This is a genomic window from Methanolobus halotolerans, from assembly GCF_004745425.1.
GTDB lineage: Archaea > Halobacteriota > Methanosarcinia > Methanosarcinales > Methanosarcinaceae > Methanolobus > Methanolobus halotolerans.
The window spans coordinates 59,871-78,843 of record NZ_PGGK01000001.1; the positions used below are offsets into that span (position 1 = coordinate 59,871).

The window sequence follows — 18,973 nt, forward strand, 5'->3', positions numbered from 1 at the left end:
GCATCATAATATTAATTTTGCTGTTTTCTTATCAGTAAGTAGGCGATGGTAAGAATTAGTCCTGTTAATCCCGTATAGACTAATAGCATTGTACCGGATGTTGAAGAGTCTGTTCCTGACCTTGATGTATTCTTTGTAAGAGGATATTCATTAGTTTCGATTTCTTCTTTCATCAGGACAGTACCGTCAACTGTAGTCTCTATCTGAGCTCCCGTACTCATTCCTGTTATGGCAAAAGGTGAAAATCCAGGTGTCTTTGCTTCAAAGTAAAGGTATTTATCATCGGAGCCAGACAGTTCTGTAGATAATTTACTCCATGCTCCTCCTGAGTATCGTTGAAGTTTTATGGATGACTGATCGATCCCATTGTCAAGCAGCCATTTCCTGTCAACCCTGAATCCGATTGCAGGGTCCTTGATGTTTTCCTCTGTGGCATAACCTGTTTTTCCGATCCAGATATTTATGTTCTTATAAACTGTGCCGGAGGCCGCACTATTGGAAAACGTGGAGGTGTTCTTTAAAACCTCGATGGTAACAGTGATTTTTCCCGCGTTCTTCAGTGACAGGTAGCGGACATAATCAATATCGTTATTCTCATCATTGAAATCAAAGTCCGCGAGCTCGTCCTTTCCTGCATATACTGTGAGTACATCCTTGAAGGCGATGTTCTCATTATCTTCACCTGTGGAGCCGCCTCCTCCACCTCCACCGCCGCTATTATCATTTCCGTCATCATCAGAAGATAATGTCGTTACGGTCGTATTTGTCCAGTTTCCAATATTTCCTACAAAATCGATTGGTCTTAGGCCATAACTGTAGCTTGTACTGGCAGAAAGACCTGTGTCTGTTATCTGCTGGTCAGAACTGTTCTCCAGTAACACACCATTTTTCCATATCTCAACACGATCTGTATCGTCGGATTCGTTCCATGAGATTGTTATGGATGATGATTTTCTGGAACTTGAAAGGCCACTGATCACTGGTGCAGTATTGTCCTCAAGTGGAGCATAGATACTAAGGTGAGTGATATTCGTGGTTGTGGTATTTGCAGTGCTGTTCACTGTGCTTCTGAATGGAATCCATGTTCTTTCATTTTCATCATACCATGCGACTACAAGCTTGTCCGTATTGTTCACAAGGTAAGGGTCGTATCCTAGTGTAAGGGACACATCCTCGTCAAACTGATGCGAATAGTTAACATCAGATTCATTAATCACTCTGATATCGATCGGACTTGCTGCAAGAATCGAACCGTTCTCAGGCTCCACTCCTCTTACAAGAGCTACAGAGATGTTTCCGGGATTGGATGGTGTGCCTGTGATGTTGAAGTTAATGGCAGGCTTACTGACATTATTGCTAATACCCGGGACAGAAAGGCTGACCTCATCATTTCCTTCAGTGTTGAATGTATCTCCAAGACTAAGGTGGATCGTTGTGTTGGAACTGAAGTAGTTCTTCTCAGAATTATTGAAGATGGAACTGACATTAACAGTATTCGTTCCGTTCGACAACGGGATGTTCGTCAAATTGAACATGCCATTTGAAACAGGCCATGACTCTTTGGTAATGATCCCATTAACATCGACCGAGATATTGGTTGCTATTCCTGCAGTTCCGTTCAGGGAGAAGTTATCAGCAGGCAGGTAATAGATCATTCCGGATACCGGTAAATCGACACTTGGCTGACTGGTAAATACAGTGAAGTTCACGGTGGCTGAACTGATATTTCCTGTGATATCCTCGGCAAAGACTGTGATATTATGGTGACCTTCACTTACATTTAAACTTGTATTAATTGAAAAAGCGTTACCAGCTGTAATATTCAAACCATTATCAATATTATACCAGAAATCACATAATTTCCTGTTACTAATGTTGATATCAAAACTTTCTTCCTGTATCACTGCATTCTCTTCAAGCCCCTGAATGCTTATTATATTCTCATCGGTACTGACATAAAAACTCCATTTGTGATTAATTTCTTCATTCTGGTTTGTCATTGCACTGACAAACACATTATGATATCCTTCTGTGTATGGGTTTTCAGTCCGGTTCTCAACCCTGTATCCACCATCTATGGGTTCTGATATGGAATTTACCAGTGATTCATCAATGGTCATGTTTATAGAGCTTGCATTGATTCCTTCGGGATGTGTGAAGTTAAGATAAACAGTGGTGGTATTGTCCTCAGTGAACGAATTACTGGCAGGGAATCCATCAACATCACATGTAAAATATGCTACAAGAGAGAAATTCTGAGGGCCCTCATTTATCTCTGTGCCATTTACTTCTACTGTATAGATCCCGGCAACAGGATTAGTCAATTCAATACTTTCAACATTGTTTGTATCATCAGGCGCGTTACTTAGATCATAATTTCCATAATATGTACCCTCAGGGCCTGTAACTGTAAGATCAAGGTTATTTACAAGTGTTTTACTTGCTGAAACCAGTCCCGGATAATCAGTCCAGACAAGTGTTACTCTGAGCATGTCCGATGAATCAGCTATATCGTAAGTCACATTCCACGAATCGCTGGTGTTCAATGGTTTAACATTATCAAAATATCTGATAATTCTCGGGTATTGTGGATATACGGAATTCTCGACATCAACACGCCCCCAACCCTGGGAGTAATCTGGCCTGCCGGTACTTTCTGGATCTATATCACGCGCTCCGTTGATTAACGTAGCTTTTATGAGTGCAGCACTGGGGTTGGGTACGTTCTCTATGTCCATATAGTACTGTCTTATTAGGGCAGCAGAACCTGCTACTATCGGTGTTGACATACTTGTGCCGCTCAGGTAAAGATAATCGCTATTAATTGCTTTGCCATATTCAGTATCTGTAGTTGCCTCACTTGATCTTGTAGAAGCAATATATGTTCCCGGTGCAACCACATCAGGTTTTATTCGATCATCTGCGGTAGGACCGCGGCTACTAAACGATGCAACATCATTAACGTTATCCGAGTAATGTCCTTCTTCAGGTCTGTCATTTTCCGAAGCACCTACTGTCAGAGCGTTCTTTGCTGTCGCCGGGTAACCGATTGTTTTACTGTCTGGACCCTCGTTACCTGCAGCAAAAACAATCAGCATATCAGGGTGCTTCCAGATGAACAAATCTACCTGTCGTGATTCCTCAGTATACTTCCCATTAACATCCCCTCCCCAACTATTAGAGTGTATTCTTGTACTTGTATCGGTATTATAGGTTTGCAGGAAAAGATCGTTTAAATCAGCTGGAAGAACTAAATTATCTTTAGACTTTCCAATTGCTTGAAATACTAATTTAGCCTCTGGTGCCATTCCTGCGTACTGTCCGCTGGAACGATGGCCATTGCCTAAAACTGATCCCGCGACGTGAGTTCCATGGCCCGAATATAAATCTCTTGTATCTTTATCGCCTGCCACATCAAAAATCTCTATAATCCTTCCCCTAAGGTCTTCATGCATTGTATTATCGTTCATGCCTGTATCAAGTCCGGTGTCACAAACAGCCACGATCTGTCCACTGCCGGTAAGCCCATAGTTTTCACGTGTTGTGTTCACAGTAATGATTTCTGCAGCAACATCGTTGTTGATAGTTGGCTGAACGTATTCCTCGATCCAGCTGACGCCATCAATTTCTGCTATTTCGGGCAGTTTATCAGACAGGGTGAGTACCCTTATCACATCACCGGAAACTGAAAGAACCTCCACACCGAGATTTTTGATCTCTGAACTTATCTTTTTGTTGTCAGATTCTGAGAAAAGCAGTACATGGTATGCTCTTTCATACTGGATATCGGTGGCTGATATCTGGAAATCTTCTTTCTCGGTAAGTCCGGGTTCATACTTATAGGAAGCCTGATACTCTCCTATCCATCTGACAAAATCAAGTGACTGTACCTGTACCTTCACATCATCGTTCATCCTGAAGATGAAAGCATTGTTCGGAACATAGTCGTAGATTACAGCTCCCTTCGATATTATGTCCCTTTTCCATATTTCCCTTACAGGGCCGGTAAATTGTACTATGTAGTAATTTTCCGTATCTTTAATGGACATGGTCGAAATATCCCGGGCCGCTGTATCGTTGGTCTTTTTCTCAGATCCGGTAATTTTGTCAGTGTCTATGTGTCCGGCCTTTAGGAGAATGAGGTTGTTGTTGGCGAGATCTCTGTTATCGCTACTAGCTGAAGCATTTGATATCGTGAAAAGAATGAGGATTAATATTATCAGGGTCTTGTTTTTCATGTGCATGAACCAACATCCTTTGGCTATACTCAGAATAACACGATATTATATTAAATATATTTATATCTAATGTCTAATAAAAAAATAAATCATATCTCTGTAGAAATCATTGCTAATTGCAGTTTTCATATAAGCAGCTTTAGCTCCTCAAAATGATAGAGAAAACTGTGGAATAATTTGATGGACTCCAATTTACATTACCATAAATATTAAAGTAAATGAGACAGAATATAAAAAGGGGAACTAATGTGGATGAAGAAGCTATATACTCAGTTGGAGTCTGGTCTGTAAAAACCGGCAAAGAAGAAACCTTTTTAAGAACCTGGATGGATTTCGCTAATTGGACCATGCAAAGTCAAAAAGGGGCTTGTAACGTTATAATGTTACAAGATTTGGAGCAAAAGAACAGGTTTATTTCTCTTGGTCCGTGGGATAATTTAGAAAGTTTGCAAGCATGGCGGGAAACTCTCGAATTTAAGACTGCTTTTGTGAAGTTCAAAGATCTATGTAATGAAATTGAACCACATACCATGAAAAAAGTGATTACTATTCCATCTCCACTGGTACAAAAAGAATAGCTCATTTCAACTGAATACTCACAATTTGCCACAAAGGCGAGGATATCCTCTGGATAACAAAATTCTAAGCCACACAAAGTATCCTATTCAGGGCTCTGTCAATATTCTGGTAGCAATAAAGTCAACGATTATTCGAAATGTACTGTATGGTTGTGGTGGAATATGTTACTTTCTCCCGATGAGGCTGATCCAGGGGGTTCCACAGGCCCCACAAATAAAATTGAAGAGGCGCTTTTTGGCTTGAAAAGCGCCAAAAGAGTCGTTAAAACTTTCTCCTTCTCCAGAATCCTAGGTATATAGCTCCCACACCAGCTAATACCAATATAGATGCTATGACGTCCGAACCGGAGAATGAGGTGTTACTCCTGCTTTCGGGATTAGTGGTACTATCCTTGGTCATTTCGTAGCCTTCCACATAGTTATCCGGGGACGGTGACTTTACAGAAGCTTCACTATCAAGGTCCGCACCTGCCCCGGCATCGTTTACAGTCTGGTTCCCTGAACCTGTTTCCACTATGCTGAGCTCTTTGCCGGTATTACTTGAACTGGAAGTAGAACTGGCTGGATTCGTGGTGGATTCGGTTTTTTTATCAGCTGCAGTTGTGGCCGTCTTCATAATCTCCCTGTACTGATCCATTTCTGCCTGACTGAGTTCTCCGGTCTCAACCATGGCCTGTGCTATTCCGTCCACAAAGTTCTGGTTCAGGATATTGCCGCATGTATGGTGACAGCATGTCGCACCGCTTTCAATTACGGATCTGACCTGTTCAGAAACAAGGTTTCGGAGAGCATCATCAGACGCATCCCAGCTATCCTTTCTGATGGTTTCGGTCATCCTGGCAACCATTGACTGGTAGGCATAAGGGTTGTTCTCCTTGAGCCAGTCGCTAAGCTCAGCATTGGCGAAGTAGTTGTCATAGACCTTGTTCCAGATATCATCACTTATAAGGTCTGGGTTAAGGGCTTCCCATCCCCAGAGGTTCTCAAGGAAGTTCTCCATCTCTCCAGCACCCTCAAAACCATGCTGCTGCATACCGCTTATCCAGGATGGGTTAAAATACCTTGCATAGAGTTCGTTTGCGATATAGGTCTGGAGTGTCTGTATCTCAAAGTCATTGAGGTTCTGCAGGTTCACAACATACGCCTCAGGAGCAGTGCCGGAAATGTATTTGATGGCATTGTACAGTCCGCCCATGTACTGGTAGAAATCATCCGTATCAAGTGCACCATACGTATTGGAACTCCTGCTGTGGAATATGGTCTGTGTGTCTTTCAGGTTGTTCTCAAAGACAGCCGTATTATCGATATCCACTACCCGGCCGGTTTGCTGTTTGATGTATTCGGCGATAGTCTGTCCCCAGATATCCTGGCCGTAGACGTAGCTCATCCTGCTGACATAAAGCTCTGCAAGCTCGGTGTTGTTCTCCCACGTGTCACTGGCGTCCACGGTGTTTGCCATGCCTGTTCCATAGTTCCCGTCGGCCGGACCGAATATCCTGAACAGTGCGACATCAAGTGAAAGATCCCTGTCCTGAATCGTTTCATTCAGGACTACCTGCAAAGCATCTGTGTTCTGTGCCACGTAGTTGTCATACTGGTCGCTCTCTTCCTGCTCATAGGCAAGCCTTACAGCCTTGTCTATCAACTGCACCTTCATAGGGAATGTGTCCCTGTACAGGCCGGATATCTGTACAATGACATCGACACGTGGTCTTCCCAGTTCGGAGGAGTCGATGAACTTAACGTCCTCCACCTTGCCGTTAGCAGAATTCCACACAGGTTCTATCCCCATCATGTAAAGGAGCTGTGACTCCATGATGCCTTGATGGCGTGTGGATTCTCCTGCCCAGAGGATGTACCCCACCTTTGTGGGATATTCCCCATTCTCTGCATAATATTCAGTAAGCCAATGGTCAACAAGGGCCTTACCCTGCTCCCAGGCCTGTTTTGTTGGAATTAGCTGTTCGTCAAAGGCATAGAAATTGCTGCCTGAAGGCAACGTGTCCGGACGCAGTACCGGGTCACCGCCAAGGTTTGGTCGTATGTATTCTCCATTCATGGCCTTGAGGACCTGCTGGACCTCGTTTTCTGCCTCAGCAAGCATTTCTGCATAATCAATAGCAGTGCTCAGGTATGTCTCGATATCTGTGGAAGTGGTGCCAAGTATCTGTATTTGTGCATCAGTTATGTCATCTTCTTCCAAAAGTACCTTTGACAGCAGGTCGTAATTTGCAGAATCCGAATCATTGTATGTTGCAACCTGTTCAGCAAACCCGCTGCCAAGCATAGAATTGACCATTCCCACAAGTTCCTGGTCCTCGGGTGCTTCCCCGAGTATGTGCAGGCCGTATGGCATTGACAGGCTCCTGAGTTCATAGAGTACATCCGTGAGCTCATCAAGGAATTCATCAACTGTCTCATTGTTGTCAGCTAAGGCCATGTTGACATGCTCATCAAGCCCAAGCTCAATTGCCAGATCAATTATGTCCTGCAGATGAGCCTGTTTCAGGTCATCATCCTCTGCAAAAGAGGTCTGGTAGGATGTTATCTCACTGCTGAGGGCGCTGTAATTGCCGTATAGGCCGGCAGATACTACAGGTGGTATCAGGTGGTCGATAACGACAGCATTTCCCCTGCGTTTTGCCTGCATGCCTTCACCCATTCCGTCCATTACATATGGATAGATGACCGGTATGTCCCCGAGCATGAGTGCAGGCCATTCGTCGCTGAGCAGGCAGAAGTCTTTCCCTGGCAGCCACTCAACAGTACCGTGCCTTCCCATGTTTACCATCACATCGGCATCGAACTCGTGCTGCAGCCAGAGATAGAATGCAATGTACTGATGGTGAGGCGGCAGTTCAGTATCATGATAGAGCACTTCATTGTCCTGCAGCCATCCTCTTGTGGGTTGGGGTGCAAGGACCACATTATCACTGAGCCGGATCTCAGGGATGACAATGAACCTGTCACCGTTGTCGTCTGTGTGGACCATTATCTCCCCGGGAGCCTCACCCCACATATCAATGACCTCTTTTCTTCTATCTTCAGGAAGCTCATTGAACCATGACAAGTAAGTGCTCTCGGGAAGCAGCACGACCTCTCCTGTCTCAACAAGTTTTTCAAGTTCTCCGGGGGCCCATGTCCCGACATTCCTTCCCTGATGAATCATGAGGTTAACAAGCTCTGTCTTGTTGGGTAGCAGGCTACTATCCACATTGTAACCTGCATCTGCCATACCTTCGAGAAGGTTGACGATACTTGGTGTGACTTCAAGATACGATGCACCGATGTTGTCTTTGCCTCCGCCATGATTGTAGTAGATGATGGCAACCTTCTTGTCAGCTTCATCCTTGATGCCGAGATTTGCCTGGGAAGTAGTGCGGTCAACCAGCCACTGTACCTGTCCATTGTGAGCAATGTATTTCTCAGCAGTACTGTTTTCCAAGCGCATTGTCTCCTTGGCGCCGAACATGATTGGGTCGATCATCCCTTCTGTTTCCGGGCCATATATCCTGAGCATATTAGTAACTGGTAAAGGAGTGCTCGTTCCTATCCACTGGCTCGTGTTCATATATCCGTTGAGTATGGCATTCACGATGGGAACTCCAAGTTCCTCTGTCTGAAAATAATTGCCACGGTAGTGAAGGGAAACAACAGTATTCACTTTTGTCCGGTTACTGTGATTCAGGTAACTATCCATGTAATTATCAGCATTACCATAACATGCAACTACATTCACACCCTTCTCTTCAAAACCCTCTATGAGTCTGTCGATGGGGTCCATGTCATCAGGGTAGTATGACCTATAAAATGTGATGCCCACGGTTGCTGCATTCTCATCAAATGCATGGCCATTTGTCCTGCCTGCATACCATTCAAAATACTCATCTGCACTATTTGTGAAGTATTCAGTAACCGTTGATGTCATTGCAGGATGATAGATTGCGCTATCAAGACCTGTCGGTCCCTCATATTTTAAGTCCGATCGATTGCAGAAAGTCTGTGACAGATAGAAAATCAGATTGTCAAAATTTGCTTCATCAGAAGACCCTCCTGACCAATAATTAGAAAGATACTTCTTAAATTCGGTCTCATCTGCAAACTGTGCGGGTATGTCGTAATCACTCTCTGGCAAATATGTGTTCGAACCTATTACAACTGCTCCGTTATCAATTGCATCTTGGACTGTATTCTCAAGAATGCCTGCACTCTGGGTCACCATTACGATATAGATTATATCTTCCTGGCTGAGGTCTATATTGTCAGGTATTTTGGTCGTTACATAATGTTTGAAAGTTATATTAAGGTCAGTATTGGCATTGATTCTTTCGGCAACGGAATCAAGTTGATTCTCATAGGACGAATAACCTGTAACAAAGGAGATGTTAAGGTGAGGAGCATTATTCCTCTCTGCGGATTGTCGTTGTTTTAACAGGACTACGTTACTTGCTTTGTAATAGTAATTACTCATTGCGTAGAGGTATGTAGATCCCTCTATAGCAGACCTGTCAAGATATGCAAGCACTTCATTCTCATCGATATCTGAACCACTAGCTATCTCCACTTCAAGTTCCGTAATATCTGAACCGTTCAAACTGACATCCGTTTTTCCGTTATACCATCTCCATTCCTGATATTTATTGGAATATGAATTGTTAACTGCGTACAGGATATATTCACCATTTGGTATGTCCTCAAAAACAAAATTTCCCTCATAATCACTGATTGTGTTAGCTACCAATTCATCAGTTCGTTTGTCTACAAGGGTCAATGTGCTTGCTTTGTAATAGTAATTGCTCATTGCGTAAAGATATGTGGTTCCCTCTATGGTTGACCTTTCAAGGTACGCAAGCACTTCATTCTCATCGATATCCGAACCACTAGCTACTTCCACATCAAGGTTCGTAATATCTGAACCGTTCAAACTGATGTCCGTTTTTCCGTTATACCATCTCCATTCCTGATATTTATTGGAATATGAATTGTTAACGGCATATAGTATATACTCCCCGTTTGGAATATCTTCAAAAACAAAATATCCTTCCGAATCACTGGTCGTATTAGCAACTGGTTCATCAGTCTGCTTATCAACAAGTACCAGTGTGCTTGCTTTGTAATAGTAATTGCTCATTGCGTAGAGGTATGTAAATCCTTCTATTGCTGACCTGTCAAGATATGCAAGCACTTCATTCTCATCGATATCCGAACCACTAGCTACTTCCACGTCAAGTTCCGTAATATCTGAACCGTTCACACTGACATCCGTTTTTCCGTTATACCATCTCCATTCCTGATATTTATTGGAATATGAATTGTTAACGGCATATAGTATATACTCCCCATTTGGAATATCTTCAAAAACAAAATTTCCGTCAGAATCGCTGGTCGTATTAGCAACCAAGTAATAATCACTTCCAGCTGCAGATGCAACCGTGATAAGTGAAGTTAACAACAATACACTTAATACTATTACCAATATATTTCTTTCTTGCATGTTATCACCGATGGCGTGTGAGCACTTCGGGAGCGCCGCCAAGCTTTTTCCGAAGTGCTCGAATCACTTTTTTTGTTCTTTAGTTCTCTGAATTTCACATCATATTAAATATAACTTGATTTAAAACACTTTAATTTGCGCAAGTCAATGAAAAAAATTAAGTAGAGAACTCGTTGTCATCCTCCGGCACATAGACCACTCTCCCGTCAGCCAGTTTGTACGCAGTACCCAAGGCCTCGCCTGTACCACCTCCGATCTGGTCGGTCATGTTCAGGACCTCTATAGGTTGACCTTTTTCTTTGATGATTATTTTCATATCCTCTTGACCCGGATTCTTTACGATGGTGATATCATCTGTGGGGCTGAGGAGTTCAGGTAGCTGATAGGACATCACCAGTGCCACCAGCAGTGCCACAGAGAAGACCATGGCAATATCAAAGAGGTTGGCAACACCTGTGAGGGGATTCTGCTCATCTTCGTTGTTTATCAATCCCGTTCGCCTGTATCTTCTGCGTTTCATTCTCCTACCTCGAGTGTGTCCAGAATGTAATTGATATCAGCCATGTCCTGCCAGTACCATCTTTTCCTTACCTGGGTAAGCACATAGCCTATGGTTCCTGCAAAGAGCCCGACTACGGTTGTTGCAAAGGCAATCATAAGGTTGTTTGCAAGCTGCACGATGTCACCCTCTGACAATCCGATGAGTGCTGGTCCTAGGGGAATAAGGGTTCCCATCAGGCCCAGCATCGGTGCGATGGTTGCCACGATCCTGGTCTGCTCAAGACGCTTTGCCATCCTGATCTCATACTCCTGTGATAGCCATTCGATAGCAGGGATCATGTTCTTTTCCAGATGGGCTGCTGCCTCCATTGCAAAATTTGTTACCATGAAGTTCTGACTGATACTTCGAAGGGCTTCTGCAGCTGTTCCAAGTGATTTGTCAGTAAGCTTATTCCTGGCCTCAAGACAACAATTCTCAAGGTTGCTCACATCACGACTACGTTTTGCATATTCCGACAGGAACTCTCCTATAAGGATCAGTGAAAAGAGTACCAGTAACAGGAGTATGATCACGACCGGGTATAGCAGTGAAGATGAGAACGTGTACAGTATGGCGAACAAAGACGAAGTTATATCCATTTTTATTGACCTCTCATATGATTAAAAGCGAAACCCCCGAGGATGAAAATAGAAAAGAATATCAATGGCAGTATCTCAAAACTCCCTCCTTCCATTGCTGAGATATTCATCTGCTTTGCCTTGATATATGCCGGAACAAGCATTGCTCCGAGCATGTAGAATATCCCCAGGAACATCATTACGGTCCCAAGGTCTTCAGGGGTGCGTCCCATTTTTCTGAAGACAAAGGTTGACGATATCACTGATAAGAAGAAGACGAGACCTACTATGATACCCACTTTCCATCCGCTCATCTCAAGACTTGAAGCAAGTATCATGCAGGATACAAAAAGAGCAGTCAGGCAAACGGGGCAGGGAATTGAGATCACCAAAAAGGTCTTTTTTGAAACATCATGTCCGCAGTTCCATTTCTTCTGGGTGTATATTCCGGTTGCTATCAGGATCAGTGCAATAAGGACATGAAGCGTCATTCCAAGGTTCGCGATCCCTTCTAAATAAGACTGGTCGACCAGCCCCACAAGACTCCCCAGGATGACAGATATAATAAAGTAACCGCTGGCAAGTAAAAGTACTTTTTTCTTTTCCAGTTTTGAAAACCCGCATCCAATTCCGGTCTTCAGACCGAATATGAATATACCAATAAGGATGCCTATGGCTGCTGCATAAATCGTATTCATTTCAACCTACCAATTAAACATTATATTGTGTTTTTGTTTAATTTTATTTATGTATTTAAATGGAATGCATATTTGATATTATGATCATGTGAGTTTCAATATAGCATTCAAGTGTTTGCATCTAAGGTAACACATAACATCTATTTATATCTTGCTAAATTGATTTTTCTAATCAAAATTCTTTGATACTCCAGAAAAACATTGCAGGTCTTACTTGTCTTAACATGGTAGGTTTAATAAAGTTCGCTAAGTAAGTTAATTGATCATGTGACAAAAGTCAAAAAAAGAAATTTCACAACCTGCTGGTTGTGTGAAAACTGAACTAAATGAAAACGAACTAATTAAAAAAATTACTTTTTAAATTCGGTGTAACCGCATTTTCCGCAGGAGCGTCTGTCCTTGTGCTCTGCAAGGAACACGCCTTCACCGCAACGAGGGCATGACTGGTGTGTCCGCTCGATAGAATCGCCGCTTACCTTGTAATGATCCTTTACTGCCATTATATCACCTTATTCTGCCGGAGCTTCAGCTGCCTCTTCTTCAGCTTCAGGAAGTGCGTTCCTTTTCAGGACATACTTCGCTTCTACTTGTTTCATGCGTTCTGCATTCTCATATATTTTGACATATGCACTTACTGCCTGTCTACCGAACTCATTCTTCATCCTCTGAACAATAACAAGTTCCAGAGGTACGTTCAGCATAGCCGCAACTTTTCCTTTTACCTGGTCCCTGGATGGGGTTGCCCCGTCGAATCCAATGTTCAGGTCCAACTCACGCCTGTTGAGGGGTGCGTTGTTTTTTTCCTTAATGATCTTGATGTCCATCTAATTTTCTCCAAATGGTTCTTATTTCTTCCTTGTTGTCCTGCGCTTCAATTATCTTGTTTAGCAGGCCTCTGATCTCTTCCTTTTTGGATTGAGTGATTCTTACGAGTACGACACCCTTGTCTGGTTGCCCATATAGAACAACCGATCCAGATGGTGCCGTTAGAATGGCGGGTAAAGCTGCAAGGTCTTCTTCGCCGCGCACGAATATTCTGACATGTTCATCTGATTTGATGGCGTTCTCAACGGCATCTATCAGATCTTCGGTTATTACCCCGGCTGGGTTGTCAACGAATATCTCTGTGAAACCCTTGTGCTTTGTGCCCACAACGACCCGGTCTGAAGCCGGACCGCGTTTTGTCCGGTCATCCACTATCAGGACGTCCGGTATGATATCTGAATTGAGCAAGTGGAATGTAGTAACATCACCTACGGATATAAGTTTTGTGGGACTTCCAAGGTCCTTGGAAAGCTCCCTGATAGTGTCATCTCCGCTGCCTGTATATAAAACACCAAATATCTTACTAAAAAGCGGTCTTAGTTGTTCATACAGGACGATCTGTGGTCCCAACTAGCGCACCTTCAGGGCGTACTTGTCGGCTACTTTCACATCGATCTTCTTTGCTATCTCTGAATTTTCCGGGTCTATTATTATAACCATGCCGCTCCAGTCTGCACTAAGGTTACTGGATCCGCAGATGGGGCATGTCTGGCTGGAGATTATGCGATGACATTCGCGACAAACCTGATCACTCATCTATCTGCCTCCTGATCATTCCGCCTTCTCGGCTTTAGGTTTTTTCTCTTCTTCGATCCATTCGATCTTCCCGAGGGAATGCTGCCTCATCGTAAGCCCGATCTTGCTTTCCCTGGGTTCCCTTTCATTGATACTGACCGCTACTATGCGGGCTCTGATCTTGTCGCCTTCTGAAAGGGCCCTGCCACCAGTCTTGCTGACAAGCCTGCCGTTCTTGCCGTCATAAGACATGAAGTCGTCGGTGATCTGGCTCACATGTAAAAGCCCGTCCATTGCTCCGATACTGATAAAAGCACCGAAATCAACGGTTTCAACGATTTCTCCTTCAATGACTTCCTGTATTACCGGAACGAATACTATAGCTTCAAAAGTAGCATCATAATACACAGCACCGTCGCCCACGAGGATGTGCCCTTCTCCTATAGTTTCGATTTCAGTAACGGCAACTATGGCACCCAGTGCCTTGTCGATCCTGCCTTCAAGTTTATCCTTCAATGCAGCTTTGACATTCGTTTTCACATCTCCGCCCAGAAGGCCTGGCGCCACACGAATTGTGTCCGCGAGTTTCATCTTTTTGTACATGTGATTGACTCCAATTATCCTGATATGATTAACCTAAATGATTTATTTGATCTTTAAACTTCATCTGTGATCTTCTCAAGCCTGTTCTTCTGGCGCAGGCATATGATCGGAATGCTCCTGTCCTCAAGCCTATTCCTCAATCCGATATCGTTGGTCAGTACGGCTGCACAAAGTTTTGCAGCAAGATCGATTATGACATCATCAGCATGTCCTGATGTTTCAACGATGTCACACCTCTGAGCAAGTGAATATGCCACCTTTGCAGCTGTTCTGTCCTTCCCTTTGAGTCCCTTCCGGAGCGATTCAAGTTCTCTGATCACAGAAAGAGGCACGATGTACCTGTCATATCCAAGTCTTTTGAGCTCCTCGAAAATATCGACATTGAACTGTACCGGTATCATCAGGCCATTAGTATCGATGATGACTTTCAATCCTTAATTACTCCTACGCCAATCAGACGCCAGCGGGATCCAACACGCCTGCTGATGGCCACTGTTGCCCCGATGTCTGCACAGACCGGTCTTTTGAGCTTTACCTCTGCAGTGTCCTTTCGCGCACTGGTAACAACACCTACGGTGGTGGCGGTACCAACGTTGAGCATCAGAGGTTCGCTTGTCTTGATCGGACCGATCTCCTCTTCATCTGTAACTCCTACGACCCTTTCAAGCAGGTGCAGTTCAAGTGTAAACAAGTCGTGAGTTGGTGGTAGTGTTCCGGGTGAACCTGCGACCTGCCCGGTAAGTGTATCGCTCTTTGTAAGTGCGGGATCAAGGCTGGTCCCAACTGCAAGCAAGCCTCCGGGGGTTGCCTGATCAACGGGTTCTTTTCCGGCCACTATCCTGGAAATCCTTGTCATTATCGGTTTCCATCTGGTTGTCCCCTCGCTTTCGATCTTTATGCCGGGGCATATCTCCAGCTCATCACCTGCATGAAGTGCACCTTCTGTCAATGTACCGCCGATCACTCCGCCGGATATGTCCTTTATGGGGGTGCCGGGTTTGTTGATATCGAAAGATCTTGCAATCAGCATATGTGGATGCTTGCCGAGTTTATGGACTGGGGTTGGTATGATCTCTTCCATTGCCTGTATCAGGGAATCGACATTAGTGTTCTGCTGGGCAGAGATCGGTATGATTGGTGAATTCTCAGCTACAGTTCCTTTGACAAATTCCTTGATCTGATGGTAATGTTCTATCAGTTGCTCCCTGGAAACCAGGTCTATCTTGTTCTGCACGATTATCAGATTTTTGATACCTATGATATTCAGGGCCATAAGGTGTTCTTTGGTCTGCGGTTGCGGACATTCCTCATTTGCGGCGATGACAAGGATAGCTCCGTCCATAATGGCAGCACCTGAAAGCATGGTGGCCATGAGTGTCTCGTGGCCAGGTGCGTCTACAAAGGACACTGTCCTGAGCTCTTCGGAAGGCTCATTGCATCCTTCACATTTCCTGGAAACCGTATAGCACTGTGGTTCCGGGCAGTTAGGGCACTTCCTGAATGTTGCATCCGCGTATCCGAGGCGGATCGATATGCCACGTTTCATCTCTTCACTATGTGTATCTGTCCAGACTCCTGACAGTGCGCTGACAAGTGTGGTTTTTCCATGGTCGACATGGCCTACCATGCCGATATTAACGCTAGGTTGACTCAATTTTTAATTTCCCTCCGGTTGAGCAATAATTCGAACGTACAAAATGTATGAAAGATTTTATTGATTGCAATTTAGATTTGTGCTATCATTCAATTAATCATATTTAAATGATTTCAACAGCTTTATCAATATTCAAACTTATCTGCCATATTCTGAACTTACCACTATTCTCTTTATATAGTAAATAATTTGCTCCTGCAGAATACCCTCACTATAATGATAAATGGAGCTACTTGAGATGAGTAAGGCTCGAAAAATTAGCTGGTGCGGTGTTTCAAACAGCCGATCCGAGTGCTTCCCTTAATATATCATCTCTCTGGAATATCTTTTCTATCTTTATACCCGAAGGCGTTATCCTGAAGCTTGTGGGTTCCAGAGATAGATCAGTACACCTCATCTTGGGAATATAGAGTTGCCTCAGGCCTTTTCCTTTTCTCCCGTTCCTGTTGGTGTAGAGCATTATGCTCCCGAAGGATATGTGTTCTGCGACACGGTGCTTTATATCTGATTCTTCCTGCCCGATGAGAAAAAGAGTCGTACATCTTTTTGAAGAAAGTATATCATTGATCGTGAAGAACTTGTCTGCAAATTCTTCAACGCTGTGGTACAGCGATAACATATCAAGGTTATCAATGACCACGATCTCTACATCATCAGGTATTTCCTGTACGTTCTCAACACAGTCCTTCTCAACAAAACCGATGCCACTTCCCAATCTGGAAGCATTATGTATCTTGTTAGTACGGACTTCGAAAGACTTTGTAATCAGAAGTGTCCCGTTATCCAGGCATCTCTTAAAATCAAAACCGATGTTCTCTGCCTGTTCCAGAAAACTTTCAACATTCACATGTGTCAGCATTAACATGCACTTTTTACCGTCTTTACAGGACTGGTGAAGAAAATGGGTTGCAAGGATTGTCTTTCCTGCGCCCGGGGGTCCACTGATAAGAATGCCGTGCCCCTTCGGATACCCTCTATCAAGTAAGTCGTCAAGTTCTGATATTCCCGTTGAGACTCTTTTAACAGGCATATGAAGAATATAATATATCTAATTATATAAAAAAGGTTCTATGGTCGTCTTCGGTCATTCAAGCTATCAAAAAAAGCAGGGGGTATACAAAAAAAATTTTGTTTTGCTCCCCTGGTTAAATATGGTGGATTTCCAGGTTAAGTCACAATTTTATCAAACTGACCTGTCTCAAGTGCTCTGCGTACCTCGTGTGCAAGGCGCCTGCCAGTGCTCATGGGTTTGCGCCAGAGTGTGTTCCCATAGGGGTGGCCAACTGACATATGAACATTGGTTCCGCCGCCTACTCTCGGTGCCACGTCATATATATAGAAATTCAGGTCTTTGTCAACACACGTCTGCAGACAGAAAGGACCTATTATTCCTGGGTCATAGTATTTCTTTGCAGCCTCTGCATATTTTTCACAAAGCAGGAACGACTCCTCAAGAAGTGATTCTCTCAGGGTTGCAGAATTGTGACCGCATACTGTATATTCAGGAGTGAGCTGATGCTCTGCCAGGCTCATCTGCTGGGGTGCAGGCAACCTGACATGACCGTCAAGGCTGGTTTCGAATCTCCAGTCCACGCCAAGTAACTCAAGTTTGTTCATTTCCGACTCGATGGGTGAGTAGAACATATCCAGGTTGAAAACCGGGCCTATAATGTATCTTTCGATCCTTGCGTTCTCAAGCGCTTCCTGTGTGATCACGCCCTGCTTCAGGAGTGCCCGTGACTTTGCAAGATATTCTTCATAGGTGCCTGCAGTGAAGAACCCTCTTTCAAGTTTCTTGACAGCATGGGGGAGTTTGACCATTACAAGTTCATCGATATCCTGGGGGTCCTCTATTCTTTCAGGGAATGGCAGGCCTGCCTTCTCAAGCAGCCAGTAATAATCTCTTTCCATTCCTCTCTCCTCGCTTCTGAGCATATTCCTGCTGCCTACAAGCGGAACCTTGAACTTGTTCTCTACATCGTCGATACCACAGTAAGAAGTAAATGATCTGTTGGGGATGAAAAGGACGTTATTGTCGATGAGTTTCTGCTGGTTCTCAGGTCTGATGATCTCGTTGAACTTACCCAGGGACAAAGACTCATCAACTATACCTCTGATAATCTTTCCATTGGTGTCCCTCTGGGACCTGAAGTAGTCGGTGTATGTTTTTTCACGTCCTTCCTGACAAACTGCCAATGTCCTGAGGTCTTCTTCAATGGCACCGTCAAATATATCCAGTGCTGAATGTGAGGCGACAGTGCCTATTTTTAATTTGTCAGTATCATAACCTTCGATAATCTCTATGATTTCTTTTCTGTCTATCATCTTATGACCTCGATCTTGTCCGGAAGATGTATATGGTGGTTAATAAATCTGTTCACATCATCTATCTGGCCTGCTTTCTCTGCTTTAGATCCCCGAAACAAGGAAAATTACCAGTGGCGTTATAAATGTCTCGACTATTGCAGCAATGAGTATCAGGGGCAGGAGTACGTAAATAAAAAGCCTCAACCCTTTTGTAAACTCCTCTGTAAGGTTGGCTGGTTTGCCAGTGATTGTCCTGAAAGTCTCATGGCCGAGTTTTATCCCGATGGCTGATGAAATGATCAGCATGGGTATCTCTATTATGCCATGGGGTGTCAGGCCTGCAATAATGAAGAACAGATTATTCTCAATTATCTGGATATGGGCAAAAACACCCAGTACAAACCCATTGATCACCAGGAATGCAAATGGCGCTATAGCAAATGCAGGTCCGAGAAGTATCGCAAATAACATCTTTATGGCATTATTAAAAAATATTAAAAGCATTATCTCAATGGCTGAAAGGCTCTGAAGCATCTCTGCGAGTTCCTCGAGGCCTGAAAGTGAACCTGCGGAATAATCCGGGCTGAGTCCGTATCCAATGTAGCCGGCAACCATTGACAGCACAAAAAGGAATGTGCTGATCACAATGTATGGTTTGAGCTCTCCAACATAAGTTCTAAAAGTAGTTCTGCTTTCTTGATTAAACATGGTTTCCCCTACTC

16 protein-coding genes are annotated in these 18,973 nt (G+C 43.8%); 1 reads left to right on the plus strand and 15 read right to left on the minus strand.

Annotation, left to right across the window (positions count from 1 at the left end; translation table 11 throughout):
* Positions 1-11: 11 nt before the first annotated feature.
* Complete coding sequence (locus CUN85_RS00325) at positions 12-4,244, minus strand: S8 family serine peptidase (protein WP_135387840.1); 4,233 nt, start codon at positions 4,242-4,244, stop codon at positions 12-14.
* Between the two features lie 242 nt (positions 4,245-4,486).
* Between CUN85_RS00325 and CUN85_RS00330 the strand changes: the two genes are divergently transcribed.
* On the plus strand, positions 4,487-4,816 hold the full coding sequence (locus CUN85_RS00330; RefSeq protein ID WP_167848738.1) for an antibiotic biosynthesis monooxygenase family protein: 330 nt from the start codon (positions 4,487-4,489) through the stop codon (positions 4,814-4,816).
* Between the two features lie 262 nt (positions 4,817-5,078).
* On the opposite strand, the gene cobN is transcribed toward CUN85_RS00330, so the two are convergent.
* From cobN to CUN85_RS00400, 14 genes are all read right to left on the minus strand, one after another.
* A complete protein-coding gene (cobN, locus tag CUN85_RS00335) occupies positions 5,079-10,310 on the minus strand; it encodes a cobaltochelatase subunit CobN (protein ID WP_135387844.1) in 5,232 nt (1,743 codons plus the stop codon).
* A gap of 157 nt (positions 10,311-10,467) precedes the next feature.
* Positions 10,468-10,830 carry a DUF2149 domain-containing protein gene (locus tag CUN85_RS00340; RefSeq protein WP_135387846.1) on the minus strand — a complete coding sequence of 121 codons (363 nt, stop codon included), beginning with the start codon at positions 10,828-10,830 and terminating at the stop codon, positions 10,468-10,470.
* The gene (locus CUN85_RS00345) at positions 10,827-11,450 is read right to left on the minus strand and encodes a MotA/TolQ/ExbB proton channel family protein (RefSeq protein WP_135387848.1); all 624 of its coding nucleotides are present in this window, start codon (positions 11,448-11,450) and stop codon (positions 10,827-10,829) included. The genes CUN85_RS00340 and CUN85_RS00345 overlap by 4 nt, the downstream gene beginning before the upstream one ends.
* A gap of 2 nt (positions 11,451-11,452) precedes the next feature.
* On the minus strand, positions 11,453-12,127 hold the full coding sequence (locus CUN85_RS00350; protein WP_135387850.1) for a DUF2162 domain-containing protein: 675 nt from the start codon (positions 12,125-12,127) through the stop codon (positions 11,453-11,455).
* Positions 12,128-12,477: 350 nt separating this feature from the next.
* A complete protein-coding gene (locus tag CUN85_RS00355; protein WP_135387852.1) occupies positions 12,478-12,627 on the minus strand; it encodes a 30S ribosomal protein S27ae in 150 nt (49 codons plus the stop codon).
* Positions 12,628-12,636: 9 nt separating this feature from the next.
* The gene (locus CUN85_RS00360) at positions 12,637-12,951 is read right to left on the minus strand and encodes a 30S ribosomal protein S24e (RefSeq protein WP_135387854.1); all 315 of its coding nucleotides are present in this window, start codon (positions 12,949-12,951) and stop codon (positions 12,637-12,639) included.
* Positions 12,932-13,522 (minus strand): GTP-dependent dephospho-CoA kinase family protein, encoded by a 591-nt coding sequence (locus CUN85_RS00365; protein WP_235856134.1) that lies wholly within the window; start codon positions 13,520-13,522, stop codon positions 12,932-12,934. Before CUN85_RS00365 ends, CUN85_RS00360 begins: the two co-directional genes overlap by 20 nt.
* On the minus strand, positions 13,523-13,708 hold the full coding sequence (spt4, locus tag CUN85_RS00370; protein ID WP_135387856.1) for a transcription elongation factor subunit Spt4: 186 nt from the start codon (positions 13,706-13,708) through the stop codon (positions 13,523-13,525).
* A gap of 15 nt (positions 13,709-13,723) precedes the next feature.
* Positions 13,724-14,290: a DNA-directed RNA polymerase gene (locus tag CUN85_RS00375; RefSeq protein WP_135387858.1), complete on the minus strand. Its 567-nt coding sequence runs from the start codon at positions 14,288-14,290 to the stop codon at positions 13,724-13,726.
* A 53-nt stretch (positions 14,291-14,343) separates the two neighbouring features.
* Positions 14,344-14,721, minus strand: coding sequence for a DNA-binding protein (locus CUN85_RS00380; RefSeq protein ID WP_135387859.1), 378 nt, complete (start codon positions 14,719-14,721; stop codon positions 14,344-14,346).
* A complete protein-coding gene (locus CUN85_RS00385) occupies positions 14,718-15,944 on the minus strand; it encodes a translation initiation factor IF-2 subunit gamma (RefSeq protein ID WP_135387861.1) in 1,227 nt (408 codons plus the stop codon). Before CUN85_RS00385 ends, CUN85_RS00380 begins: the two co-directional genes overlap by 4 nt.
* Positions 15,945-16,218: 274 nt before the next feature.
* Complete coding sequence (locus tag CUN85_RS00390) at positions 16,219-16,974, minus strand: RAD55 family ATPase (protein ID WP_135387863.1); 756 nt, start codon at positions 16,972-16,974, stop codon at positions 16,219-16,221.
* 137 nt (positions 16,975-17,111) lie between these two features.
* The gene (locus CUN85_RS00395) at positions 17,112-18,269 is read right to left on the minus strand and encodes a formate--phosphoribosylaminoimidazolecarboxamide ligase family protein (RefSeq protein WP_135387865.1); all 1,158 of its coding nucleotides are present in this window, start codon (positions 18,267-18,269) and stop codon (positions 17,112-17,114) included.
* An 84-nt stretch (positions 18,270-18,353) separates the two neighbouring features.
* Positions 18,354-18,959 carry a stage II sporulation protein M gene (locus CUN85_RS00400; RefSeq protein WP_135387867.1) on the minus strand — a complete coding sequence of 202 codons (606 nt, stop codon included), beginning with the start codon at positions 18,957-18,959 and terminating at the stop codon, positions 18,354-18,356.
* Positions 18,960-18,973 lie beyond the last annotated feature (14 nt).